Consider the following 23,092-nt stretch of genomic DNA (forward strand, 5'->3'; position numbering starts at 1 on the left):
TCGCCGTCGGCGAAGGCGCCAAGGCCTCGCTGAGTGCCTTCGATCACCTGATCCGCACCTCCGCGCCGGCCTGACCGCTGCGTGAACAAACAAAAGGGGAGCAGCCGCTAGGTTGCTCCCCTTTTGGTTTTTGCTACAGACCTGCTTTCAGTCGGCGTGCAGCACACAGCGATTGCGCCCGCCGTGCTTGGCCTGATAAAGCGCCTGATCGGCCTGTTGCAGCAGGCGTTCGTAATCCGGATGGCCATCGTGCACCGCCATGCCGATGCTGACGGTCACGTTCAGTCCGTCGCCATTGGGCAGGCGGAAATGTTCGCGGGCGATGCGCTCTCGCAGCTTTTCCGCGGCAGCAAACGCTTTGTCGCCAGCGATATCCACCAAGACCAGCAGAAACTCCTCCCCGCCCAGACGGAACGCATAATCGCCGCCACGGGTGTTGCTGGCCAGTACCGCCGCGATCTGTTGCAGAACGAGATCGCCAGCATCATGACCATGGGTGTCATTGATGCGTTTGAAGTGATCCACATCGATGGCCAGAACGCCGAAAGTGTTGTTTGACTGACGGGCATAGAGCACTTCCTTGGCCATCACCACCGGCAGGAACTTGCGATTGAGTAGCCGCGTCAGCACGTCACGGCCGGCTTCCAGATCGTTGGCCTGCTCGAACAGGCTGTCGAGCAGGAACTTGATCGAGCGGGTCCGCTCGCGGATCTGATGCAGCTTGGCCAGACGCTCGCCGGCGTCCTGCAGCGTGGCGATGGCCTTGAGCTCGTCATCGATCCGTTCGATGTACTCAAGGATGCTTGCGCTTTCCGGCGAGCCCTGAAAAGCGTGGGACGCCTTGTGGCGGAACCACAGGCCGAACTCGGATCCCGCCAGTTGCGGCAATGCTCCGCTCAGGTTGCCGACGGCCAGGTCGAACATCAGCTGGTTCTCCCAATCCAGCAGTGCAGCACGCTGGCGCTCCTTCTCGACGCCGATGTTCTGTGAGACGGAGAACAGTCGGTAGGCCTCCTCTGCCCGCGAATTGCGGTCGTGAGACTGCGAGTAGGCGAAGCAGATGATTTCCACGGCCAGATCGATCAGGTCCGTGCCCATGCGCGCGGCCTTGCGCCGAACTGGCTCGTCGAGATCGCGCTGTTCCAGCAGCTGGCGCAGACGCCCCTTGAGCGAGCGGGAGCCACGCAGCACGAGGCTGACCGGAATTTCTATACGCGCATGGATCTCCCCGATCTTACGTTGCAGGTCGACGACCGCGTCGAGATCGCTATGTGCGGTCGAGGAGCATACCGTCACGATCCAGCTCTGCATGGACTTGCCGAGGCGGTTTTTGACCTGCTCGTGAGACAAAAAGCTGGCCGAATGGGGATCGGCAAGCATCTGCGTATAGAAATGCTCGGCCAGTTCGGCGCTCTTGTCTTCCGCAACGGCCTGCAACGCCGTGGCGGCGTCAACGGGATAGCCGTCCAGCAGGCGCAGCCATTCGGCGACCAGCTGGTGATTGGGTATTTGCTGCATAGCGGACTCGGAAAGATGGGCAGGCGGACGTCCCTGGCTGCCCCAAAGTGTCGATCAGTTGCTCGGACGCCCCAGGGTTTCGAGCTGACTGACCTGCGCGTTGATCCAGTCCTCGGCGCGCTGATTGAGTTCGGCGATCGCCCGCGGGCTCTCGCTGTCACCGTACATGGCCGGGCCGATAACCACTTGGATGGTTCCGGGCCGTTTGCCCCAGCCAGCCTTTGGCCAGAACATGCCGGCGTTATGGGCGATGGGCAACACTGGCAGGCCTGCGTTGACCGCCAGCGCGGCGCCACTGCGCGAGAACTTGCCAGGCTGGCCGACCGGTACGCGAGTTCCTTCGGGGAAGATCAGCACCCAGGCGCCCTGCTCCAGGCGTTCGTGGCCCTGCTTGGCGACCTGCCGTAGCGCTGCCTTGGGGTTGTCTCGATCGATGGCGATGGGCTTGAGCAGCATGATCGCCCAACCGAAGAACGGTACCCGCAGCAACTCGCGCTTGAGCACCTGGGTCAGCGGCTCGAAGTAGGCGGACAGGAAAAAGGTTTCCCAGGTGCTCTGGTGCTTGGCCAAGATCACGCAAGGGCGCTCCGGGATGTTCTCCGTGCCATGCACCTCATAGCGCAAGCCAATCAGCGTCCTGGCCAGCCAGACGGCGCAGCGGCACCAGTTCTGCACTACGAAGCGATAACGTGTACGAAAGCCCATGAACGGTGCGCAGACTAGGCTGACCAGACACCAGGCGCACGCGGTGAAGGCCAGCAGGAAATAGAACAGGGCGATGCGTAGGGGGAACAGGAGGCTCATCGAGAACTCTCGAGTAGATGATCGACAACGGCGGCCAGGTCATCGAAGACCTGAGTGCCGGGCGGCAGTGTGCCTTCCAGCGTGCGCAGGCCCTTGCCAGTACGGACCAGGTACGGCAGGCCGCCGAGCAGCATGCCAGCATGCAGATCGCGGTGGCTGTCGCCCACTACCGGCACACCCTTGAGGTCCGCCAGGCCGAAGTGCTCGGCGATGCTGCGATACATCCCGGGTTTGGGCTTGCGGCACTCGCAACCGTCGTCCGGGCCGTGCGGGCAGTGCACGATCAGGTCGATGCGCCCGCCCTGCTCCAACACCAGCTGCTGCATCTTGAAATGCATGTCGCCGAGGGTGCTCGTATCGAATTTGCCGCGCGCGACACCCGACTGGTTGGTGGCCACCGCCACCGTCCAGCCGGCCTTGCACAGTCGCGCGATGGCCTCGAGGGAGCCGGGAATGGGGATCCACTCCTCCGGCGACTTCACGTACTCGTCGGAGTCCTCGTTGATCACGCCGTCGCGGTCCAGCACGATCAGCTTCACAGGCTTAGCCAAGTGCGGAAATATCGGCAACGCCAAGGAACAATCCTCTCAGCCGGGCCAGCAAGGCATAACGGTTGGCGCGCACCGAGGCATCCTCGGCATTCACCAGCACCGCCTCGAAGAAGGCGTCCACCGGGCCGCGCAGGTGCGCCAGGCGCTCCAGCGCCTCACGGTACTGACGCGCGGCGGCGAGCGGCTGCACGGCCTGCTCGGCCTGCTGGATCGCCGAATACAGCGAGAACTCGGTGGCGTTGTCGAACCAGCGCGGCTCAACCGCTTCCGGCAGCTTCGCCTCGAATTTGCTCAGCAGGTTGGAGACGCGCTTGTTCGCCGCGGCCAGCGCCTCGGCTTCCGGCAGTGTGCGGAAAGCCTGCACGGCCTGCACGCGCTGGTCGAAGTCCAGCGCCGAGCCCGGCTGCACGGCACGCACCGACAGGTAGGCGGCAACGTCGACGCCTTCGTCTTCATAACGAGCGCGCAGGCGATCGAAGATGAACTCCAGTACTTGATCGGCGAGCCCGGCCGACTTGACCTGCGCACCGAACTGGCCGATGGCGAAGTTCACCGCTTCGACCAGATCCAGGTCTAGCTGCTTCTCGATCAGGATGCGCAGCACGCCGAGGGCGGCGCGACGCAATGCGTAGGGGTCCTTGGAGCCGGTCGGCAGCATGCCGATACCGAAGATGCCAACCAGGGTATCGAGCTTGTCGGCTACGGCCACAGCCGCGCCGGTGAGCGTGCTCGGCAGCTCGCCGCCCGCGCCGCGCGGCATGTACTGCTCGTTCAGTGCCAGCGCCACGTCCTGCGGCTCGCCGTCGTTGAGCGCGTAGTAGTAACCGGCGACACCCTGCATCTCCGGGAACTCGCCGACCATTTCTGTGGCGAGGTCGCACTTGCAGAGCAGACCGGCGCGGGCGGCACGCTGCTTGTCGCCGCCGGTACGTTCGGCGATCAGTCCGGCCAGGCGCGAGACACGCTCGGCCTTGTCGAACACGGTGCCGAGCTGGGCCTGGAACACTACGTTCTTCAGGCGCTCGTTGAAGCTGTCGAGCTTCTGCTTCTTGTCCTGCTTGAAGAAGAACTCGGCGTCGGTCAGACGCGGACGCACGACTTTCTCGTTGCCGGCGACGATCTGCGCGGGGTCTTTCGATTCGATATTGGCCACGGTGATGAAGCGCGGCAGCAGCTTGCCGTTGGCGTCCAGCAGGCAGAAGTACTTCTGGTTGTCCTGCATGGTGGTGATCAGCGCTTCCTGCGGCACTTCGAGGAAGCGTTCCTCGAACGAGCAGACCAGCGGCACCGGCCATTCGACCAGCGCGGTCACTTCATCGAGCAGCGCCGGCGGCACGATGGCCGTGCCGTTCTGCTCGGCCGCCAGTTGCTCGACGCGCTTGGCGATCAGCTCGCGGCGCTCGGCGAAGTCGGCGATCACATGGGCACCACGCAGGTCTTCCAGGTAGCTGGACGGCTTGGAGATGTGCACCTGGCCCGGACTGTGGAAACGGTGGCCGCGGGATTCGCGACCGGCGCGCTGGGCGAGGATTTCGCAATCGATCACCTGCTCGCCGAACAGCATCACCAGCCATTGGGTCGGGCGGACGAACTCTTCCTTGCGCGCCGCCCAGCGCATGCGCTTGGGAATCGGCAGGTCGTTCAGCGAGGCCTCGACGATGCCTGGCAGCAGCTGGGCAGCCGGCTGGCCCTCGATGGTGCGGCTGAACTTGAGCTTGGGGCCGCTGCGATCGATCTCGGCCAGATCCACGCCACACTTGCGGGCAAAGCCCAGTGCGGCCTGGGTCGGCTCACCCTCGGCATCGAAGGCGGCCTGCATCGGCGGGCCGTCGAGGTTGATGCTGCGATCGGGCTGCTGAGTCGCCAGCTGCTCGACCAGCACCGCCAGGCGGCGCGGCGCGGCGTAGGCCTGGGCTTTCACGAAGTCCAGGCCGGCGTCCTTCAGGCCCTTCTCGATACCCGTACAGAAGGCTTCGGCCAGCTTGGCGAGCGCCTTCGGTGGCAGTTCTTCGGTACCCAGTTCGACGAGGAAATCCAGTGCACTCATTCTGCAGCCTCCAGCTTGGCCAGCACTTCGTCACGCAGTTCGGGGGTGGCCATGGGGAAGCCGAGTTTGGCCCGCGCCAGCAGGTAGCTCTGGGCGATCGAGCGCGCCAGGCTGCGCACGCGCAGGATGTACTGCTGGCGCGCGGTGACCGAGATGGCGCGACGGGCATCGAGCAGGTTGAAGGTGTGCGAGGCCTTGACCACCATTTCATAGGCCGGCAGCGGCAGCTCGGCGGCCATCAGCCGGTTGGCTTCGCTCTCGTAGAAGTCGAAGAGTTCGAACAGCTTCGGCACGTTGGCGTGCTCGAAGTTGTAGGTCGACTGCTCCACCTCGTTCTGGTGGAACACGTCGCCATAGGTCACGGTGCCGAATGGACCGTCGGCCCAGATCAGGTCGTAGACCGAGTCGACGCCCTGCAGGTACATGGCCAGGCGCTCGAGTCCGTAGGTGATCTCGCCGGTGACCGGGTAGCACTCGACGCCGCCGACTTGCTGGAAATAGGTGAACTGGGTGACTTCCATGCCGTTGAGCCAGACTTCCCAGCCCAGACCCCAGGCGCCGAGGGTCGGCGATTCCCAGTTGTCCTCGACGAAGCGCACGTCGTGCACCGAGGTGTCGACGCCGATGCGACGCAGCGACTCGAGGTACAGGTCCTGGATGTTGTCCGGGTTGGGCTTCAATACCACCTGGAACTGGTAGTAATGCTGCAGGCGGTTGGGGTTCTCGCCGTAGCGGCCGTCGGCCGGGCGGCGCGAAGGCTGAACATAGGCAGCGTTCCAGGTCTCGGGACCGATGGCGCGCAGGAAGGTGGCGGTGTGGAATGTACCGGCGCCCATTTCCATGTCATAGGGCTGCAGGACCACGCAACCCTGCTCGGCCCAGTAGCTTTGCAGGGCGAGGATCAGGTCTTGGAAGGTGCGCACGGCAGGCGTAGTCTGGCTCAAAATTTCACCTGTGCTGGGCTTCGACAGAAAGCCTCGAAGTATACCCCCCGCATGGTCGCGCTTGCGATGGTTTCGGCCATTCGCTGACGCCTGTACAAGGAGACGACATGCCACGTTGTGCCTGGTGCGGCACGGATCCGCTGTACATCGACTACCACGATCGTGAGTGGGGCGTGCCGACTCGCGATTCGCAGGTGCTGTTCGAGTTTCTTCTGCTCGAAGCCTTCCAGGCCGGCCTGTCGTGGATCACCGTGTTGCGCAAGCGCGAACGCTACCGGCAGGTGTTGTTCGGCTTCGATGCCGAGCGCCTGGCGCGCATGAGCGATGCCGAAATCGACGAGCGCCTGCAGGACCCCGGCATCATCCGCAACCGGCGCAAGCTCGAGGCTGCGCGCAGCAACGCGCGCGCCTGGCTGCAGCTGGAAGACCCGGTGGGGTTTGTCTGGTCTTTCGTCGGCGGCGCGCCGAAGATCAACCGGTTCGAAAGCATCGATCAGGTGCCGGCGGTCACGCCCGAGGCCGAGGCGATGAGCAAGGCGTTGAAGAAGGCCGGTTTCAGCTTCGTCGGGCCGACTATCTGTTACGCCTACATGCAGGCGTGCGGCCTGGTCATGGACCATCTGGTCGATTGCCAGCGCCATGCTGTGCTGGCCGATACCGATTGAGTAGGTGCGGCACGGCTGGCCTTGCCAGGATGTGCAGCCGTTGCTGCCGCCGTGCCTGAACGCTGGTGCCGGTTGCAGGTAGACTAGGCGACCTGAAAATTTCGGAGTGCGGTGTGGAAAAGCTCAAAGGTGCGTTGGTGGTCGGCTCCCTGCGGCTCTTCGCTCGACTGCCCTGGCGCATGGTCCAGGGCCTGGGCTCGCTGATCGGCTGGCTGATGTGGAAGCTACCCAATCGTTCGCGCGAAGTGGCGCGGATCAATCTGCACAAGTGCTTCCCCGAGCTGAGCCCGGCGGAACTCGACGCCCTGCTCGGCCGCACCCTGCGTGAAACCGGCATGACCTTCACCGAAAGCGCCTGCGCCTGGATCTGGCCGGCGGAAAAGACCCTGAGACTGGTGCGTGAGGTCGAAGGGCTCGAGGTGCTGCAGGCGGCGCTGGCCTCGGGCAAGGGCGTGGTCGGCATCACCAGCCACCTTGGCAATTGGGAAGTGCTCAACCACTTCTATTGCGCGCAATGCAAACCGATCATCTTCTACCGGCCGCCGAAGTTGAAGGCGGTGGACGAGCTGTTGCAGCAGCAGCGTGTGCAGCTGGGCAATCGGGTTGCGCCATCGACCAAGGAAGGCATTCTCAGCGTCATCAAGGAAGTACGTCGCGGTGGTGCAGTAGGCATTCCTGCCGATCCCGAACCCAGCGAAGGTAGCGGTATATTTGTGCCCTTCTTCGCCACCCGGGCGCTGACCAGCAAGTTCGTCCCGGGGATGCTCGCCGGCGGCAAGGCCGTGGGCGTGTTCCTCCACGCGTTGCGCCTGGAGGACGGTTCGGGTTTCAAGGTGATCCTCGAGGCGGCGCCCGACGGGATGTACAGCGAAGACGCCGAAACCGGTGTGGCAGCGATGAGCGCGATGATCGAGAAGTACGTGCGCGCCTATCCGAGCCAGTACATGTGGACGATGAAGCGCTTCAAGAAGCGTCCGCCGGGTGAGAAACGCTGGTACTGAGCGGGCCAGACAAGAACGACAACAAGGACGAGCGACCATGAACAACCAACGTCAGTATCCGCGCACCAACATGAAATGTCGGATTCGCATCTGCCATCCCGCGTTTGGCGAGCTCTTCGCGCAAACCCGTGATCTGTCCGACGGTGGCGTCTACATCAAGCACCCTGAGCTGGCGGCTCTCACCCCGGGCAGCGTGGTCACCGGACAGGTGCAGGATCTGCCCATCCCCGCGCCGGTATTGCAGCTGGAAGTGATGCGGGTGGATGCAGAGGGTGCCGGGCTGCGCTTTCTCACCGAAGAGTGAAGCCAGGGCGGCGGTGCCGGCTCAATCCGGCGTGAGCTTGTCCAGTCGGCGCAGAAACAGCGTCATTTCCTTTTCCGCCTGCTTGTCGCCGCGGGCGACCGCCGCGGCAATCCCCTGCTGCCAGGCATGACGCGCACCGGGGATGTCGTCGGCGGCCTGCAGTGCCTTGCCGAGCAGCTTCCAGGCCGCCGAATACTTCGGATCGAGTTCCACGCAGCGGCGCAGATGCTCGGCCGCCCGGCCCGGCTGTCCCGCATCCAGATAGCCCTTGCCGAGGCCGAAGCGCAGCATCGGGTTGTCCATGCCTTGCGAGAGCATTTTTTCCAGCGATTCGAGCATCTTCGGACCTTTTTCGGCAGGCGCTCCGGGTGTCCTCACTGTAGTGCAAAGCATCCTCCGGGCAAGGTCGGCAGCATAAGCCATTGGTCTTAAGGGCCGTTCGCGTGGCACTTGCGGGCGTGCGACGACACGTGAGCGGGCTCACAGGGGACTCAGTGGGCCTCGTTGACCGCGCTGAGAAACTCCCGGGTGCGTTCCTCGCGCGGGTTGTTGAACAGCTCGTCCGGGCTGCCCTGCTCGTGAATCCGGCCCTCATGGAAGAAGCACACCCGGTCGGCGAATTCGCGGGCAAAGCCCATCTGATGGGTCACCATCAGCATCGTCAGGTTGTGCGCCTCGCCGAGGCGGCGGATCACGTTGAGCACTTCGCCGCACAGCTCCGGGTCCAGCGCCGAGGTCACTTCGTCGAACAGCATCACCTTCGGCCGCATCGCCAGTGCGCGGGCAATCGCCACGCGCTGTTGCTGGCCGCCGGACAGCTGCGCCGGGAAGTGTTCCAGCTTGTCTTCCAGGCCGACCATGGCCAGCAGTTCTTCGGCCCGCTCGCGGGCCTCGCGCTTGCTCAGCCCGAGTACCTGCACCGGCGCTTCCATGACGTTCTGCAACGCGTTCATATGCGGGAACAGGTTGAAGCTCTGGAACACCATGCCGACCTTGCCGCGCACCCGACGCAGGTGACGGGCATTGGCCGGGACCAGCTGGCCGTTGGCGTCGGGCATGTGCGTCAGCGGCTCGCCGTCGACCTCGATCACGCCTTCGTCGATGCCTTCCAGGGTCATAAGCACCCGCAGCAGGGTGGATTTCCCCGAGCCGCTGGGGCCGATGATCGCGACCTTCTCGCCTTCCTCGATTTGCAGATCGAGCCCGTCGAGCACGGTCAGTTCACCGTAGCGTTTGGTCACGCCGGCGAAGCGCACCAAGGGTTGCGCCTGCTCCGGCTGTTGCGGTGTCGGGTTCAGGGTGTCCGTGGAATGCATCGGCGTATTCATCGGGCCAGCTCCATGCGGTTTTCCAGGCGGCGCACGCACCAGGCGAGGCCGAGGCTGAGAATGAGGAAGAACAGGCCGACCATGGTGATCGGCTCGAGATAGCGGAAACTCTCGGAGCCGATGTTCTTGGCCCGCTGCATGATTTCCACCACGGTGATCGCCGACAGTACCGGCGTGTCCTTGAGGATCGAGATCAGGTAGTTGCCCAGCGCCGGCAGCACCGGACGCAGCGCTTGCGGCAGGATCACGTCGCGGTAGGCGGTCCAGGGCTTCATGTTCAGCGCGGTGACGGCTTCCCACTGCGAACGTGGCACCGCATCCAGGCCGGCGCGGTACACCTCGGCGGTGTAGCAGGCGTAATGCAGGGCAATGCCGATGATGCCCGCCTGCATCGCGCTGAGGTTGAGACCGTAGTTGGGGAACACGTAGAACAGGAAGTACACCTGGATCAGCAGCGGTGTGCTGCGGATGAACTCGATCAGCCCGGTGATCGGCCAGGATAGCCAGCGCAGGCGGCTGCGGCGGCCAATGGCGAGGAACAGGCCGAGCACCACGGCGATGGCGAAACCGGCCAGGGCGATGCCGATGGTGGTCAGCGAGGCATCCAGCAGGCGCGGCAGGATTTCGCGGGCGAACTGCCAGTCGAAGAAGTTCATGACAGGCCTCCGCGCATCCGTCCGCGGGCCAGCCGGCGCTCCAGCTGGCGCATGCCGAAGTTGATCGCCTGGGCCAGGACGAAGTAGATCACCAGTGCCAGGCCGAAGATCTCCAGGGTCATCAGCGTCGCCTGATCCAGCTGGCGGGCACGGAAGGCGAGATCCGACAGGGTGATCAGCGATACCAGCGAGGTGTTCTTCAGCAACTCGATCAGCAGGTTGGTGCCGGGCGGAATTGCTGCGAGCAATGCCTGCGGCAGGATGATCCGGCGCATGCGCGTCAGCGGCGTCATGTTCAGCGCCTGACAGGCTTCGTGCTGGCCGCGATGCACCGAGCGGATCGCGCCCCGCAGCACCTCGGCGCCGTAGGCACCGATGTTCAGGCCCAGCCCGATCACGGCCACGGTGAAGGCACTCATCTCGACATTGAACGGTGGCAGCGGCAGCACGAAGTACAGCCAGAACAGCTGCACCAGCAGCGACGAGCCGCGGAAGACCTCGATATAGGTGATGGCCAGCCAGCGCAATGGCGCCACTGGCGAGAGCCGGGCCAGTGCGGCGATCAGCGCACAGGCGATGGCCAGCAGGGAGCCGAAGAAAGTCACCTTCACGGTGATCCAGGCACCCTGCAGCAGCAGAGGAAGCAGTTCGATCATGATGGCGCTATCCGGTTTCCGGAGCGCTGAGCGAGGCTGCGCAAACAGCGGCGCAGCCTTGATCAGCGTTCACAGGCGGGACAGCGGGTCGACAGCGCCAACCAGCCGTCCCGACAGGCTTCAGGCGCCGCAGAGTTCGGCGGCAGTCTTGTCGGTGATGTTGGAGCGATCGAAGCCGAACGGCTCGATGGTCTTCAGATGCTCCTCGCTGCCCAGCCACTGCTTGAGCTCGGCATTGACCGCATCACGTAGCGCCTTGTCCTGCGGACGGAAGGCCAGCGCACCGTAGCCGGCACGGGACGGGTCGTCCTTGAAGTCGGCGATGGCCTCGACATCGTCACCGGCCTTGTCGGCCAGCCCCTTCATGGTCAGCTGGGTGCCGATGGCGGCGTCGGCGCGACCGCTGCGTACGGCCTGCAGCTGCGAGGTGGTATCCGGGACCTGCAGGATCTGCGAATCCTTGATGCCGGCCTTGCGCGCATAACCGAGGTTCACCGTGCCGGACATGATGGCGATCTTCACGTCGGGGTTGTTGGCGATGTCCTCGTAGCTGCGCAGGTTCTTCGGGTTGCCTTCGGCTACCAGCAGGGTGTCGAGCAGGCGGTAATGCGGATCGGTGAACAGCACCTGCTTGCAGCGCTCGGGGGTGATGTACATGCCGGCGGCGATGAGGTCGAAGCGCCCGGCGCGCAGGCCGGGGATCAGCGAGCCCCACTCGGTGAGCACCGGTTTGATGGTGTCGATCTGCATGCGCTCGAACACCTTGCGCACGATCTCCGGTGATTCGCCGGTGACGCTGCCGTCGAGGGCGGTGTAGGCGAAGGGGGTTTCGTTGGCGTATCCAATGCGGACGCTGCTGCTGTCCTTGATCTCTTCCAGGGTATCGGCCTGGGTCAGGCTGCCGAAGCTGATGCTGGCCAGAGCGGTACAACCGATCAGCAGCCGGCGAGTGAGTGTCGGGATGGTGGTGTTCCTCATGGGAGATTCTCCTGTTCCTTGTAGAGACCCGAGGAATCGGATCGTTGTGTTTTTTAGGAGGGATATCGCGCACTTGGTTGGTTGATGGGCTTTATGACGACAACAAGGTTCAAAAGGTTCGGCGGCAATAGTCTTAAGTAATTGATGTGCAGCGCGAGATTGATCCTTGACGATGCCAAACGGAGGGTACAAAAGCTCGGCATAAAAGGGAAATCGGTGGCCATTTGAGGTGAATGGATGCGATAGCGATGAATCCTGCAGATCTGCAGAGATGCGCAGCGATTCAGGGGCTCACGCTGAAAGCAGCGCTTGTCGATTGATAAAACGAAACGACCCGCCAGAGGCGGGTCGTTACATGCGGGCAGTGGCGTGGGTCTCAGGCGCCTAGAAGAAGGTCAGACCGGCCTGGAACAGGCGCTCCACATCGCGGATGTGCTTCTTGTCCACCAGGAACAGGATCACGTGATCGCCTGACTCGATCACCGTGTTGTCGTGGGCGATCAGCACCTCTTCGTCACGGATGACCGCGCCGATGGTGGCCCCTGGCGGCAACGCGATCTGGCTGATCATGCGCCCGACCACCTTGCTCGACCGTGAGTCGCCGTGGGCGATCACCTCGATCGCCTCGGCGGCACCGCGACGCAGCGAGTGAGCGCTGACGATGTCGCCGCGGCGCACGTGAGTGAGCAGTGTGCCGATGGTTGCCAACTGCGGGCTGATGGCGATATCGATCTCGCCACCTTGCACCAGGTCGACGTAAGCGGTGTTGTTGATGATGCACATGACCTTGCGGGCGCCAAGGCGCTTGGCCAGCAGCGACGACATGATGTTGGCTTCGTCGTCGTTGGTCAGCGCGAGGAACACGTCGGCATCATTGATGTTCTCTTCCACCAGCAGGTCGCGGTCCGAAGCGCTGCCCTGCAGGATTACCGTGCTGTCGAGGGTTTCCGACAGGTAGCGACAGCGCGCTGGGCTCATCTCGATGATCTTCACCTGGTAGCGGCTTTCGATAGCTTCGGCCAGGCGCTCGCCGATGTGGCCGCCACCGGCGATGACGATGCGCTTGTAGTTCTCGTCGAGGCGCCGCATCTCGCTCATCACCGCGCGGATATGGCCCTTGGCGGCGATGAAGAACACCTCGTCGTCCGCCTCGATCACCGTATCGCCCTGCGGCAGGATCGCGTGGTTGCGGCGAAAGATGGCCGCCACCCGCGTATCGACGTTGGGCATATGGCGCCGGATCTGGCGCAGTTCCTGTCCGACCAGCGGACCGCCGTAGTAGGCGCGTACGGCCACTAGCTGGGCCTTGCCGCCGGCGAAGTCGATGACCTGCAGCGAACCGGGATGCTCGATCAGCCGCTTGATGTAGTTGGTCACCACCTGTTCCGGGCTGATCAGCACGTCCACCGGGATGGCCTCGTTGTTGAACAGGCCGGCGTGCACCAGGTAGGCCGACTCGCGCACCCGGGCGATCTTGGTCGGCGTGTGAAACAGGGTATAGGCGACCTGGCAGGCGACCATGTTGGTCTCGTCGCTGTTGGTCACCGCCACCAGCATGTCGGCGTCATCCGCGCCGGCCTGACGCAGTACCGTGGGGAACGAACCGCGGCCGTGGATGGTGCGGATGTCCAGGCGGTCGCCGAGATCGCGCAGGCGATCACCGTCGGTGTCCACTACGGTGATGTCGTTGGCCTCGCTGGCCAGGTGCTCGGCGAGGGTGCCGCCGACCTGGCCGGCTCCGAGAATGATGATCTTCAAGCGATCGCTCCTGAAAAGCGGCTGGTGCGCGGCTTACCGGCGTCCAGCCCGGCCCCGTTACGAATTGACGTCGCGCGGCTGCGCGGCAATCTTGATCAGCTTGGCATAGTAGAAGCCGTCGTGGCCGTTCAGCTGCGGTAACAACTGGCGACCGTGAGCCTGCGCCAGGCCGAAGCTGTTCGGCAGGTCGAGTTCGCGCGCACCGGGGGTGCGTTCGAGGAACGCGCCAATCACCTCGCGGTTCTCCGTGGGGAGCACCGAGCAGGTGGCGTAGAGCAGAATGCCGCCGACCGCGAGCGTTGGCCACAGCGCGTCGAGCATCGCGCCCTGCAACGCCGCAAGCGGTGCAATGTCCTCGGCCTGGCGAGTCAGCTTGATGTCCGGGTGGCGCCGGATCACACCGGTGGCCGAGCAGGGCGCATCAAGCAGGATGCGCTGAAACGGCTGGCCGTCCCACCAGCGCTCGGTGGCACGCGCGTCATCGGCAATCAGTTCGGCGTTCAGTTGCAGTCGATCGAGATTTTCACGCACCCGCAGCAGGCGCTTGGGTTCCAGGTCCAGGGCGATCAGCCCCGCGAGCTGCGGTTCGCGCTCGAGCAGGTGGCAGGTCTTGCCACCTGGGGCACAGCAGGCATCCAGCACACGCTGGCCGGGCGCCAGCTCCAGCAGCGCGGCGGCCAGCTGCGCGGCCTCGTCCTGCACGCTGACGCGCCCTTCGGCAAAACCGGGTAGCTGGTACACATCGCAGGGGCTGGCGAGCCGGATGCCGTCCTCGCTGAACGCGCACGGCTCGGCATCGATTCCGGCGGTCTGCAGTTCGGCAAGATAGGCGTCGCGGCTGGTCTGACGGCGGTTGACCCGCAGCATCATCGGCGGATGCGCGTTGTTCGCCGTGCAGATTGCCTCCCAATGTTCCGGCCAGTGCGCCTTGAGCGCCTTCTGCAGCCAGCGCGGATGGGCGACGCGGATTACCGGGTCGTGCTCCAGCTCGGCCAGCAGCGCCTCGCCTTCGCGCTGAGCGCGCCGTAGCACGGCATTGAGCAGACCCTTGGCCCAAGGCTTCTTCAGCTTGTCGACACAACCGACGGTCTCGCCGATGGCGGCATGGGCCGGGATGCGGGTATGGAACAGCTGATAAAGGCCAACTAGCAACAACGCCTCGACGTCGCGATCAGCGGCTTTGAATGGCTTCTGCAACAGCTTGTCTGCCAGCCCCGCCAGCCGCGGCTGCCAGCGCGCGGTGCCGAAGGCCAGTTCCTGGGTCAGCCCGCGATCGCGTGCTTCGACCTTGCCGAGCACCTCGGGCAGGCTGCTGCCTAGCGACGCCTTGCCGGAGAGCACCGTGGCCAGCGCTCGCGCTGCCGCCAGACGCGGATTCATTGACCGAGCACCAGGCCGGGGGCGAACTGGTCGCGACGACTGTTGTACAGATCGGCGAAGCTCAGCGGTTTGCCGCCGGGCAGTTGCAAGCGCGTCAGCCGTAGGGCGCCCTCGCCACAAGCGATCGTCAGTCCGTCCTTGTTCGCATCGAGAATCTGCCCCGGCGCGCCCTGCCCTTCGCCCAGGCAGGCACCATGAATCTTCAGCGTTTCACCGTTCAGCATGCTGTGACAGATCGGCCAGGGGTTGAAGGCGCGGACCAGCCGCTCCAGCTCGACCGCCGGGCGTGTCCAGTCGATGCGCGCCTCGTCCTTGCTCAGCTTGTGCGCATAGGTGGCGAGGCTATCGTCCTGCGCTTCGGGCACCAGCGAACCCGCCGCCAGCGCATCGATGGCTTGCACCACCGCCTGCGAGCCGAGCACGGCGAGACGGTCGTGCAGCGTGCCGCCGGTATCGTCAGCGCTGATCGGCGTGCTCACCTTGAGCAGCATCGGCCCGGTGTCCAGACCGGCTTCCATTTGCATCACCGTGACGCCGGATTCGCTGTCGCCGGCTTCGATAGCACGCTGGATCGGTGCGGCACCACGCCAGCGTGGCAGCAGCGAGGCATGGCTGTTGATGCAACCCAGACGCGGCATATCGAGCACTGCTTGCGGCAGGATCAGGCCATAGGCGACCACTACCATCAGATCGGCCTGCAGCGCGGCCAGCTCGGCCTGTGCCGCCGGATCGCGCAGGGTCTGTGGCTGGTACACAGGAATGCCATGCTGCAGAGCAAGCTGCTTGACCGGGCTGGGCGTCAGCTTCTGGCCACGACCGGCGGGTCGGTCTGGTTGGGTGTAGACGGCGATGATCGACTTGCCCGCATCCAGCAGGGCCTGCAGATGCTGGGCGGCGAATTCCGGGGTACCGGCAAAGACAATGCGCATGGAGGTCTCGCTAAGAAAAAGGCCTGCCGCAGCAAGCCTTTCGGGAATCGACGATCAAGCCTGCTGGCGGTGCAGTTTTTCCAGCTTCTTCTTGATCCGGTCGCGCTTGAGGTTGGAGAGGTAATCGACGAACAGCTTGCCGTTGAGGTGATCGCATTCGTGCTGGATGCACACCGCCAGCAGCCCTTCAGCGATCAGTTCGTAGGGTTGGCCATCGCGATCCAGCGCCTTGACCTTGACCCTCTGCGGGCGGTCGACATTCTCGTAGAAACCGGGCACCGACAGACAGCCTTCCTGATACTGGTCCTTCTCGTCGGTAAGCGGCTCGAACTCCGGGTTGATGAAGACCCGCGGCTCGCTCTTGTCCTCGGACAGATCCATCACCACCACGCGCTTGTGCACGTTGACTTGCGTCGCGGCCAAGCCGATTCCGGGAGCCTCGTACATGGTTTCGAACATGTCGTCGATCAGCTGACGGAGGGCGTCGTCGACCACATCCACCGGCTTGGCGATGGTGCGCAGGCGCGGATCGGGAAATTCAAGGATGTTCAGAATGGCCATATGCGTTTGTGATGCACTTATGGAATAAAGTCAAAAGCCGCTGCTAAGATGCCCGGCAGCTTGGAAATCGGCTTCACGCCGCATTCCACAAGGGTTCCGCGGCGCTAGGGCGCTTTACGTGAAGGCACATCATAAAGGGATTCACCACATGAGGAAATCACTACTCGCCCTGCTGCTGGTGGCGGTCGGCGGCATCGCCCAGGCCGCGGTACAGCTGAAGGACGGCCATCCTGAGCGCTATACCGTGGTGAAGGGAGATACCCTGTGGGACATCTCCGGGCGCTTCCTCAAGGAACCCTGGAAATGGCCGGAGCTCTGGCACGCCAACCCGCAGATCGAGAATCCCCATCTGATCTATCCAGGTGACAGCCTGAGCCTCGTCTATATCGACGGTCAGCCGCGTCTGGTGCTCAATCGTGGCGCATCGCGCGGCACCATCAAACTGTCGCCTACCATGCGCACCACGCCGATGGCTGATGCCATTCCGACCATCCCGCTGGAGGCGATCAACAGCTTCCTGCTGAGCAACCGCATCGTCGACAGCGAAGAGCAGTTCAAGGGTGCGCCGTACATCGTCGCCGGCAATGCCGAACGCGTGGTCAGTGGTTCCGGTGATCGCGTCTATGGGCGCGGCAGCTTTGCCGATGGCATGCCGGTTTACGGCATCTTCCGTCAGGGCAAGAGCTACGTCGATCCGGACACCGGCGAATTCCTCGGCATCAACGCCGATGATGTCGGCACGGCCGAAGTTCTCGAGCGCGAAGGCGACATCGCCACCCTGCAACTCACTCGTACCAGTCAGGAAGTCCGCCTGGGCGACCGCCTGTTCGCCAGTGAGGAGCGCTCGGTGAACTCCACCTTCATGCCCAGCGCGCCGGCCGGTCAGGTCGATGGGGTGATTCTCGACGTACCGCGTGGCGTGACCCAGATCGGCCAGTTCGATGTGGTGACTCTCAACAAGGGCACCCGCGACGGTCTGCAGGATGGCAACGTGCTGGCGGTGTACAAGACCGGCGAAACAGTGCGTGATCGGGTCACCGGCGAGAACGTGAAGATTCCGGACGAGCGTTCCGGCCTGCTGATGGTCTTTCGTGCTTACGAAAAGCTGAGCTACGGTCTGGTCCTACAGGCCACCCGCTCGCTGGCTGTACGCGACAAGGTGCGTAACCCGTAAGCCCACAAGCCCCGCGAAATGCGGGGCTTGTTCTATTCCCTGCCGGAAAACCACCGCAAGGATGCGGTGCGCAGAGCCAAGGAGCGCTCGCCCATGCCTGCCATATCGCCTGCCGAACTCGAAGCCCGCCTGCGCCTGCATCTGTTGCCTGAACTGGGCCCGCGGCGGTGGCAGCGTCTGCTCAGCGCCTTCCCTGATGCCAGCTCGGCGCTGAGCGCCCCGGCCGGTGCCTGGCGTGCTCTGGGGCTGCCGGCGAGCTGCGCCGAGCCGCGGCGTAGCGCGGCGATTCGCGAGCGTGCCAGTGCCGCCCTCGCCTGGCTCGAGCAAACCGATCACCACTTGCTGTGCTGGGATGATCCCGGCTATCCGGCGCTGCTGGGCGAGCTGCCGGATGCACCACCGTTGCTGTTCGTCAGTGGTGATCCGGCGTTGCTCGAGCTGCCGCAACTGGCCATGGTCGGTAGCCGTCGCGCGTCCCGTCCCGGGCTGGACAACGCCCAGGCGTTCGCCCGTAGTCTGGCGGGCGGTGGATTCGTGATCACCAGCGGCTTGGCGCTGGGTATCGATGGCGCGGCGCACCAGGGTGCGCTGGATGCGCGGGGCAAGACGATCGCGGTGCTCGGCACCGGCCTGCAGCGGCTTTATCCTCAGCGTCATGTGCGTCTGGCGGCGGCAATCGTCGAGGCTGGCGGCGCTCTGGTATCGGAGCTGCCGTTGGACTGCCCGCCGCAGGCCGGCAACTTTCCGCGCCGCAATCGCATCATCAGCGGGCTGTCGCTCGGCGTGCTGGTGGTCGAGGCGAGCCTCTCCAGTGGCTCGCTGATCACCGCGCGCCTGGCGGCCGAGCAGGGCCGCGAGGTTTATGCCATTCCCGGTTCGATTCACCATCCCGGGGCGCGTGGCTGCCATCAGCTCATCCGCCAAGGTGCAACGCTGGTGGAGAGCGTCGAGGACATTCTCGATGCGCTGCGTGGCTGGCAGCAGCTAGCGCCGGTCGAGGTCACGACGTTGCCGCAGATGGCAACGCATCCCGTGCTGGCGCCGTTGCACGCCGCACCGCTGAGCAGCGAGGCGTTGGCAGCTGCGGTTGGCCTGCCGTTGTCGCAGCTGCTGGCGCAGCTCACCGAGCTGGAGCTGGACGGTCTCGTCGCCAATGAAAACGGCCTGTGGTGCGCGCGTCGACACTGAGCGACAGGTGTTTTTCCGCTGCGCTTGGGTACACTGCCGCGGTCTTTCGTTTGGAGGTCGCCATGATCGGCAGTTGGCGTGTGCAGCAGGTCGCTCGGGTAGTCCGGGCCGGTGGCGTGATCGCCTATCCGACCGAGGCAGTCTGGGGGCTGGGGTGCAATCCGTGGGATGAGGAGGCGGTGCACCGGCTGTTGGCACTCAAGGCGCGGCCGGTGGAGAAAGGCCTGATACTGGTTGCCGACCACATCGACCAGTTCGATTTCCTGCTCGAGGATCTGCCTGAGCGCTGGCTCGACCGCCTGGCGGGTAGCTGGCCGGGGCCGAATACCTGGTTGGTGCCGCATCGCGATCGGCTGCCCTCGTGGATCACCGGGCAGCACGACAGCGTCGCGTTGCGCGTCAGCGATCATCCGCTGGTAGCGCGTCTGTGCGCGCTGACCGGCCCGCTGGTGTCGACCTCGGCCAATCCCGCCGGGCGCCCGGCGGCGCGTTCGCGTCTACGGGTCGAGCAGTATTTCCCCGGCCAGCTGGATGCGGTGCTGAACGGTGCGCTGGGCGGGCGTCGCAATCCCAGCACGATCCGCGATGTACGTAACGGCGAGGTGATACGCCCGGCCTGAACGCGGCGGCGGGACAGGCCCGCCGCCCGGCAGCTTACGGCAGCAGGATGGTCGAACCAGTGGTTTCGCGGCCCGCCAGCTTGCGCTGGGCTTGCGCGGCCTCGCGCAGTGGATAGCGCTGGCCGATTTCGACATGAACCTTGCCGCTGTCGATCATCGCGAACAGCTCATCGGCCATGACCTGCAGCCGTTCCGGGGTGTCGGCGTAGCCGGCAAGGGTCGGGCGGGTGACGAACAGCGAGCCCTTCTGTGCCAGTACGCCGAGATTCACCCCGGCGACGGCGCCGGAGGCATTGCCGAAGCTCACCAGCAACCCGCGCGGGGCGACGCAGTCCAGCGAAATCTCCCAGGTGTCCTTGCCCACCGAGTCGTAGACCACCGGGCACTTGCGCCCATCGGTCAGCTCGAGCACGCGTTGCACCACGTCCTCGCCGCTGCGATCGATGGTCGCCCAGGCACCCAGCGCCCTGGCGCGCTCGGCCTTGGCTGCCGAACCGACCACACCGATCAGTTTGACGTCGAGTGCCTTGGCCCACTGGCAGGCGATCGAGCCGACACCGCCAGCGGCGGCATGGAAAAGCACCGTATCGCCAGCCTGCAACGGATGGATCTGGCGTAGCAGATACTGGGTGGTGAGGCCCTTGAGCATCACAGCGGCGGCCTGCTCGAAGCTGATCGAGTCGGGCAGGCGAACCAGATGGCGTGCCGGCAATGTGTGATGTTCGGCGTAGGCGCCCAGCGGGCCGGTGGCATAGGCAACACGGTCGCCGGGCTGCAGGCCCCTCACGCCCTCGCCTACGGCCTCGACCACTCCGGCGCCTTCACTGCCCAGCCCGGAGGGCAGGCTCGGCGGCACATACAGGCCGCTGCGGAAATAGGTGTCGATGAAGTTCAGGCCGACGGCGTGATTGCGTACGCGGACCTCGCCGGCAGCCGGTTCGCCGGCTGGAACGTCGACCAGTTCGAGAACCTCGGGACCACCGTGCTGGCGAAATTGAATGCGCTGTGACATGTCGGGCTCCTGCTGGTACGGAAAAGAGGCCTATCGAACCCGCCGCGCCTGCTTTAGTCAATCGGGCAGATGTTATGCTTGCCGGCCCGACTCCGCCCCGGCACCCTGCCCGGCTCTGCCGCGCGATGTGCCGTTATTCGCAAGGTGTTTCGTGAACGACAGAACCGAAGCCGTCAAAGCCTATCTGCTCTCGCTGCAGGATCGCATTTGCGCCGCGCTGGAAGCCGAAGACAGCAGCACCCGCTTCGTCGAGGATGCCTGGACTCGGCCCGGTGGCGGTGGCGGTCGGACGCGGGTCATCGAGAATGGCGCGCTGATCGAGAAAGGTGGCGTCAACTTCTCCCATGTCTACGGCGCCGGACTGCCACCGTCGGCCAGCGCCCATCGGCCGGAGCTGGCCGGGCGCAGCTTCCAGGCGCTTGGCGTGTCGCTGGTAATCCACCCGGAGAACCCCCATGTACCGACCTCGCATGCCAACGTGCGCTTCTTCATCGCCGAGAAGGAAGGCGAGGAGCCGGTTTGGTGGTTCGGCGGCGGTTTCGACCTGACGCCCTACTACGGCGTCGAGGAAGACTGCGTGCACTGGCATCGGGTCGCCCGGGATGCGTGCGCGCCCTTCGGCACGGACGTCTACCCGCGCTACAAGGAATGGTGTGACCGCTATTTCTACATCAAGCACCGTAGCGAGCCGCGCGGCGTCGGCGGGCTGTTCTTCGACGACCTCAACCAGTGGGACTTCGATACCTGCTTCGCCTTCATGCGTGCGGTCGGCGACGCCTACCTGGAGGCCTACCTGCCGATCGTGCAGAAGCGCAAGAACACACCCTACGGCGAGCACGAGCGCAACTTCCAGGCTCTGCGTCGCGGTCGCTATGTCGAGTACAACCTGGTCTACGACCGCGGCACGCTATTCGGCCTGCAGTCGGGCGGGCGTACCGAATCGATCCTGATGTCGTTGCCTCCGCTGGTGCGCTGGGGCTACGACAAGCACCCGCAGCCGGGCACGCCGGAGGCGCGCCTGACCGAGTATTTCCTGCAGGAACGCGACTGGCTCGCCGAGCAGCCCTGAGGTTCGGCAGCGACCCCAAGAACAGCGCTGCATGCGCAGAGAGACGGAAGATTCATGGACCGCTACGGCGTTTTCGGCAACCCCATCGGCCACAGCAAATCCCCGCAGATTCACCGGCAGTTCGCCGCACAGACCGGCCAGGCGCTGAGCTACGAGCCATTGCTGGCGCCTTTGGAGGATTTCCCCGGCTTTGCCCGCAGGTTCTTCCACGAAGGGCTGGGCGCCAACGTCACCGTGCCGTTCAAGGAACAGGCCTACCGCCTGGCCGACCAACTGACCGAGCGTGCCCGGCGCGCCGGGGCGGTGAATACCCTGAAGAAGCTCGCCGACGGCAGCCTGCTGGGCGACAACACTGATGGCGTCGGGCTGGTCAGTGACCTGCACAATGCAGGGGTCGCCCTGGCCGGCAAGCGCGTGCTGCTCCTCGGTGCCGGTGGCGCGGTGCGCGGGGTGCTCGAACCGTTGCTGGCGCAGCGTCCGTTGGCCCTGGTGATCGCCAACCGCACCTTGAGCAAGGCTGAGCAGTTGGCCGCGGAGTTTGCCGAGCTCGGCCCGGTCACTGCCAGTGCGTTTGCCGACCTGCAGGCGCCGGTCGACGTGATCATCAACGGCACTTCGGCCAGCCTGGCCGGTGATGTGCCGCCGCTCGCCGACAGCCTGATCATTCCCGGACAGACTTTCTGCTACGACATGATGTACAGCGCCGCGCCGACTGCTTTCTGCCAATGGGCGGCCGCGCGTGGCGCGCCGGTGCGCGACGGCCTGGGCATGCTGGTGGAGCAGGCGGCTGCGGCATTCGAGCTGTGGCGCGGCGTGCGCCCGGTCACGGCGCCGGTGCTCGCCGACTTGCGGCGCCAGCTGACCGCCGGCTGAACCGCTCAGGCGCGAAAGTGGATGCGCTGATGGATGTGTTGCGGTTGCTCCAGCTCATCGACGATACCCGCGGCGATGCGCTGCAGCTGTCGATGCGGATTGCTTTCACCCTGCCCGGCCGCGCTGGCGAGCGTCTCGATACTGACCGGCGCATCGGCTGTGGCCGGCGTATCCACCAGCGTCCAGCGCAGTGGATGTGTGGCCAGACGATGCAAAGCCGCCGCCACCTCCGGCTGCTCTTCGATGGCCGGGAAATCGGCAATCAGCAGCAGGCGGTTCACCTGCACCCGTTTCAATCCGAGCAGCAACGCGTCCACCACTTGGTGACAATCCGCTGCTGCCGTCAGCGGTGAGGCGTCGAGCAGACAGATCACCGCATCCATCCCGGCGACGCTTTGGCTGACATGCACCGGATCGAACAGATCGCCCGGCTTGGTACGCAGACCCGGTCGCGCAGCGATCGAATTGAGATCGTCGAGCAGTGCGACCGCTTCGTGCTGGCGACTCAGCAGCTCCACCAGCAGCGCATGGCCGAGGTTCGAGTGCGCGCCATACAGCGCGAACTTCAGCCTGGGCGTTTCGGCGTTGAGCATGCAGTAGGTTCTCGCGCTAGCGTCGGGTGATCAGATAGCCGATCAGCGCACAGGCGCCCGCGGCCAGGGCCACCGTGGTCCAGGGGTGCTCGCGGGCGCAGTCCTTGGCCATCCGTCCGGCGTCACGGGTCCGGCGTGAGAGGTCTGCGTAATGATCGTCCCAATGCGCGTCATGCCAGAGCGATTCGGCGCGTGAGCGCAGATTGTGCAGGCCGTGCCGCGATTCGCGACTGGCGTCCCGCTTGAGTTCGTCGAGGGCCCGCATGAGCGTGTCGATCTCATGCTGGACTTCGGCACGGGTGGTGGGCGTGTGGCTGAAACGCGACATGGTGAAGCCTCCCCTGTGATCAATGTGAGAGTTTGACCCTGAATTGGCTGGAAGGTGCGATTCGTCACGGTGAGACGGCGCGTCGGCGCGGGGAGCGCTACGCTGAAAATGTGGGTTGTGGTCGGCAAGTCGGCCGAGACCTGGGAAGTGCCTTG

25 protein-coding genes are annotated in these 23,092 nt (G+C 64.7%); 8 read left to right on the forward strand and 17 right to left on the reverse strand.

Going from position 1 to position 23,092, the window contains the following annotated elements; translation table 11 throughout:
- Positions 1-147: 147 nt before the first annotated feature.
- From N8H22_RS17615 to glyQ, 5 genes are read right to left on the reverse strand one after another with little or no spacing between them, the layout of a single operon-like run.
- Entirely contained in the window at positions 148-1,518 is a 1,371-nt protein-coding gene (locus N8H22_RS17615) for a diguanylate cyclase (RefSeq protein WP_264591809.1), read from the reverse strand.
- Between the two features lie 54 nt (positions 1,519-1,572).
- Positions 1,573-2,322, reverse strand: a complete 750-nt coding sequence (locus N8H22_RS17620; protein ID WP_264591810.1) for a lysophospholipid acyltransferase family protein — start codon at positions 2,320-2,322, stop codon at positions 1,573-1,575.
- The gene (gene gmhB, locus N8H22_RS17625; RefSeq protein ID WP_264591981.1) at positions 2,319-2,861 is read right to left on the reverse strand and encodes a D-glycero-beta-D-manno-heptose 1,7-bisphosphate 7-phosphatase; all 543 of its coding nucleotides are present in this window, start codon (positions 2,859-2,861) and stop codon (positions 2,319-2,321) included. Before gmhB ends, N8H22_RS17620 begins: the two co-directional genes overlap by 4 nt.
- Positions 2,862-2,865: 4 nt before the next feature.
- Complete coding sequence (glyS, locus tag N8H22_RS17630) at positions 2,866-4,920, reverse strand: glycine--tRNA ligase subunit beta (protein WP_264591811.1); 2,055 nt, start codon at positions 4,918-4,920, stop codon at positions 2,866-2,868.
- Positions 4,917-5,864, reverse strand: a complete 948-nt coding sequence (gene glyQ, locus N8H22_RS17635) for a glycine--tRNA ligase subunit alpha (protein ID WP_003284253.1) — start codon at positions 5,862-5,864, stop codon at positions 4,917-4,919. The genes glyS and glyQ overlap by 4 nt, the downstream gene beginning before the upstream one ends.
- A 107-nt stretch (positions 5,865-5,971) precedes the next feature.
- Between glyQ and N8H22_RS17640 the strand changes: the two genes are divergently transcribed.
- The 3 genes from N8H22_RS17640 (at position 5,972) to N8H22_RS17650 (ending at position 7,834) form a co-directional block, all read left to right on the forward strand.
- Positions 5,972-6,529, forward strand: coding sequence for a DNA-3-methyladenine glycosylase I (locus N8H22_RS17640; RefSeq protein ID WP_264591812.1), 558 nt, complete (start codon positions 5,972-5,974; stop codon positions 6,527-6,529).
- Between the two features lie 113 nt (positions 6,530-6,642).
- On the forward strand, positions 6,643-7,530 hold the full coding sequence (locus tag N8H22_RS17645; RefSeq protein ID WP_264591813.1) for a lysophospholipid acyltransferase: 888 nt from the start codon (positions 6,643-6,645) through the stop codon (positions 7,528-7,530).
- A 37-nt stretch (positions 7,531-7,567) separates the two neighbouring features.
- On the forward strand, positions 7,568-7,834 hold the full coding sequence (locus N8H22_RS17650; protein WP_264591814.1) for a PilZ domain-containing protein: 267 nt from the start codon (positions 7,568-7,570) through the stop codon (positions 7,832-7,834).
- Between the two features lie 21 nt (positions 7,835-7,855).
- Here the strand turns inward: N8H22_RS17650 and N8H22_RS17655 are convergent, their stop codons facing one another.
- From N8H22_RS17655 to def, 9 genes are all read right to left on the reverse strand, one after another.
- Positions 7,856-8,173 (reverse strand): tetratricopeptide repeat protein, encoded by a 318-nt coding sequence (locus N8H22_RS17655; RefSeq protein WP_264591815.1) that lies wholly within the window; start codon positions 8,171-8,173, stop codon positions 7,856-7,858.
- Positions 8,174-8,325: 152 nt separating this feature from the next.
- Positions 8,326-9,162, reverse strand: coding sequence for an ectoine/hydroxyectoine ABC transporter ATP-binding protein EhuA (gene ehuA, locus N8H22_RS17660; protein WP_272890888.1), 837 nt, complete (start codon positions 9,160-9,162; stop codon positions 8,326-8,328).
- Positions 9,159-9,818, reverse strand: coding sequence for an ectoine/hydroxyectoine ABC transporter permease subunit EhuD (ehuD, locus tag N8H22_RS17665; RefSeq protein WP_008569079.1), 660 nt, complete (start codon positions 9,816-9,818; stop codon positions 9,159-9,161). The genes ehuA and ehuD overlap by 4 nt, the downstream gene beginning before the upstream one ends.
- Positions 9,815-10,474 carry an ectoine/hydroxyectoine ABC transporter permease subunit EhuC gene (ehuC, locus tag N8H22_RS17670; RefSeq protein WP_264591816.1) on the reverse strand — a complete coding sequence of 220 codons (660 nt, stop codon included), beginning with the start codon at positions 10,472-10,474 and terminating at the stop codon, positions 9,815-9,817. Before ehuC ends, ehuD begins: the two co-directional genes overlap by 4 nt.
- A 120-nt stretch (positions 10,475-10,594) precedes the next feature.
- Positions 10,595-11,452 (reverse strand): ectoine/hydroxyectoine ABC transporter substrate-binding protein EhuB, encoded by an 858-nt coding sequence (gene ehuB / locus N8H22_RS17675; RefSeq protein WP_264591817.1) that lies wholly within the window; start codon positions 11,450-11,452, stop codon positions 10,595-10,597.
- 384 nt (positions 11,453-11,836) lie between these two features.
- Positions 11,837-13,210, reverse strand: coding sequence for a Trk system potassium transporter TrkA (trkA, locus tag N8H22_RS17680; protein ID WP_264591818.1), 1,374 nt, complete (start codon positions 13,208-13,210; stop codon positions 11,837-11,839).
- Between the two features lie 57 nt (positions 13,211-13,267).
- Positions 13,268-14,590, reverse strand: coding sequence for a 16S rRNA (cytosine(967)-C(5))-methyltransferase RsmB (rsmB, locus tag N8H22_RS17685; protein WP_264591819.1), 1,323 nt, complete (start codon positions 14,588-14,590; stop codon positions 13,268-13,270).
- Entirely contained in the window at positions 14,587-15,519 is a 933-nt protein-coding gene (gene fmt / locus N8H22_RS17690) for a methionyl-tRNA formyltransferase (protein ID WP_264591820.1), read from the reverse strand. Before fmt ends, rsmB begins: the two co-directional genes overlap by 4 nt.
- 54 nt (positions 15,520-15,573) lie before the next feature.
- The gene (gene def / locus N8H22_RS17695) at positions 15,574-16,080 is read right to left on the reverse strand and encodes a peptide deformylase (RefSeq protein WP_264591821.1); all 507 of its coding nucleotides are present in this window, start codon (positions 16,078-16,080) and stop codon (positions 15,574-15,576) included.
- Between the two features lie 148 nt (positions 16,081-16,228).
- Between def and N8H22_RS17700 the strand changes: the two genes are divergently transcribed.
- From N8H22_RS17700 to N8H22_RS17710, 3 genes are all read left to right on the forward strand, one after another.
- The gene (locus tag N8H22_RS17700; RefSeq protein ID WP_264591822.1) at positions 16,229-17,254 is read left to right on the forward strand and encodes a LysM peptidoglycan-binding domain-containing protein; all 1,026 of its coding nucleotides are present in this window, start codon (positions 16,229-16,231) and stop codon (positions 17,252-17,254) included.
- Positions 17,255-17,347: 93 nt separating this feature from the next.
- A complete protein-coding gene (gene dprA, locus N8H22_RS17705; RefSeq protein ID WP_264591823.1) occupies positions 17,348-18,442 on the forward strand; it encodes a DNA-processing protein DprA in 1,095 nt (364 codons plus the stop codon).
- Positions 18,443-18,504: 62 nt separating this feature from the next.
- The gene (locus tag N8H22_RS17710) at positions 18,505-19,062 is read left to right on the forward strand and encodes a Sua5/YciO/YrdC/YwlC family protein (RefSeq protein WP_264591824.1); all 558 of its coding nucleotides are present in this window, start codon (positions 18,505-18,507) and stop codon (positions 19,060-19,062) included.
- Between the two features lie 34 nt (positions 19,063-19,096).
- On the opposite strand, the gene N8H22_RS17715 is transcribed toward N8H22_RS17710, so the two are convergent.
- The gene (locus N8H22_RS17715) at positions 19,097-20,074 is read right to left on the reverse strand and encodes a quinone oxidoreductase (protein ID WP_264591825.1); all 978 of its coding nucleotides are present in this window, start codon (positions 20,072-20,074) and stop codon (positions 19,097-19,099) included.
- A 151-nt stretch (positions 20,075-20,225) separates the two neighbouring features.
- Here N8H22_RS17715 and hemF point away from each other — a divergent pair, with 151 nt between their 5' ends.
- The gene (hemF, locus tag N8H22_RS17720) at positions 20,226-21,143 is read left to right on the forward strand and encodes an oxygen-dependent coproporphyrinogen oxidase (protein WP_264591826.1); all 918 of its coding nucleotides are present in this window, start codon (positions 20,226-20,228) and stop codon (positions 21,141-21,143) included.
- Between the two features lie 54 nt (positions 21,144-21,197).
- Positions 21,198-22,016: a shikimate dehydrogenase gene (gene aroE, locus N8H22_RS17725; RefSeq protein WP_264591827.1), complete on the forward strand. Its 819-nt coding sequence runs from the start codon at positions 21,198-21,200 to the stop codon at positions 22,014-22,016.
- 5 nt (positions 22,017-22,021) lie between these two features.
- Here aroE and N8H22_RS17730 read toward each other — a convergent pair whose 3' ends face one another.
- Both N8H22_RS17730 and N8H22_RS17735 read right to left on the reverse strand, forming a co-directional pair.
- Positions 22,022-22,609 (reverse strand): NAD(P)H-binding protein, encoded by a 588-nt coding sequence (locus N8H22_RS17730; RefSeq protein WP_264591828.1) that lies wholly within the window; start codon positions 22,607-22,609, stop codon positions 22,022-22,024.
- Between the two features lie 16 nt (positions 22,610-22,625).
- Positions 22,626-22,937 carry a DUF883 domain-containing protein gene (locus N8H22_RS17735; protein ID WP_264591829.1) on the reverse strand — a complete coding sequence of 104 codons (312 nt, stop codon included), beginning with the start codon at positions 22,935-22,937 and terminating at the stop codon, positions 22,626-22,628.
- Positions 22,938-23,092 lie beyond the last annotated feature (155 nt).

Source organism: Stutzerimonas sp. S1 (assembly GCF_025966695.1).
Lineage (GTDB): Bacteria > Pseudomonadota > Gammaproteobacteria > Pseudomonadales > Pseudomonadaceae > Stutzerimonas.

Bases quoted from the DNA above. Each gene is read 5' to 3' on its own strand.
- N8H22_RS17615 (WP_264591809.1), bottom strand. From the start codon at position 1,518: ATGCAGCAAATACCCAATCACCAGCTGGTCGCCGAATGGCTGCGCCTG.
- N8H22_RS17620 (WP_264591810.1), bottom strand. From the start codon at position 2,322: ATGAGCCTCCTGTTCCCCCTACGCATCGCCCTGTTCTATTTCCTGCTG.
- glyS (WP_264591811.1), bottom strand. From the start codon at position 4,920: ATGAGTGCACTGGATTTCCTCGTCGAACTGGGTACCGAAGAACTGCCA.
- N8H22_RS17640 (WP_264591812.1), top strand. From the start codon at position 5,972: ATGCCACGTTGTGCCTGGTGCGGCACGGATCCGCTGTACATCGACTAC.
- N8H22_RS17650 (WP_264591814.1), top strand. From the start codon at position 7,568: ATGAACAACCAACGTCAGTATCCGCGCACCAACATGAAATGTCGGATT.
- N8H22_RS17655 (WP_264591815.1), bottom strand. From the start codon at position 8,173: ATGCTCGAATCGCTGGAAAAAATGCTCTCGCAAGGCATGGACAACCCG.
- ehuA (WP_272890888.1), bottom strand. From the start codon at position 9,162: ATGAATACGCCGATGCATTCCACGGACACCCTGAACCCGACACCGCAA.
- ehuD (WP_008569079.1), bottom strand. From the start codon at position 9,818: ATGAACTTCTTCGACTGGCAGTTCGCCCGCGAAATCCTGCCGCGCCTG.
- ehuC (WP_264591816.1), bottom strand. From the start codon at position 10,474: ATGATCGAACTGCTTCCTCTGCTGCTGCAGGGTGCCTGGATCACCGTG.
- ehuB (WP_264591817.1), bottom strand. From the start codon at position 11,452: ATGAGGAACACCACCATCCCGACACTCACTCGCCGGCTGCTGATCGGT.
- rsmB (WP_264591819.1), bottom strand. From the start codon at position 14,590: ATGAATCCGCGTCTGGCGGCAGCGCGAGCGCTGGCCACGGTGCTCTCC.
- fmt (WP_264591820.1), bottom strand. From the start codon at position 15,519: ATGCGCATTGTCTTTGCCGGTACCCCGGAATTCGCCGCCCAGCATCTG.
- def (WP_264591821.1), bottom strand. From the start codon at position 16,080: ATGGCCATTCTGAACATCCTTGAATTTCCCGATCCGCGCCTGCGCACC.
- N8H22_RS17700 (WP_264591822.1), top strand. From the start codon at position 16,229: ATGAGGAAATCACTACTCGCCCTGCTGCTGGTGGCGGTCGGCGGCATC.
- dprA (WP_264591823.1), top strand. From the start codon at position 17,348: ATGCCTGCCATATCGCCTGCCGAACTCGAAGCCCGCCTGCGCCTGCAT.
- N8H22_RS17710 (WP_264591824.1), top strand. From the start codon at position 18,505: ATGATCGGCAGTTGGCGTGTGCAGCAGGTCGCTCGGGTAGTCCGGGCC.
- N8H22_RS17715 (WP_264591825.1), bottom strand. From the start codon at position 20,074: ATGTCACAGCGCATTCAATTTCGCCAGCACGGTGGTCCCGAGGTTCTC.
- aroE (WP_264591827.1), top strand. From the start codon at position 21,198: ATGGACCGCTACGGCGTTTTCGGCAACCCCATCGGCCACAGCAAATCC.
- N8H22_RS17730 (WP_264591828.1), bottom strand. From the start codon at position 22,609: ATGCTCAACGCCGAAACGCCCAGGCTGAAGTTCGCGCTGTATGGCGCG.
- N8H22_RS17735 (WP_264591829.1), bottom strand. From the start codon at position 22,937: ATGTCGCGTTTCAGCCACACGCCCACCACCCGTGCCGAAGTCCAGCAT.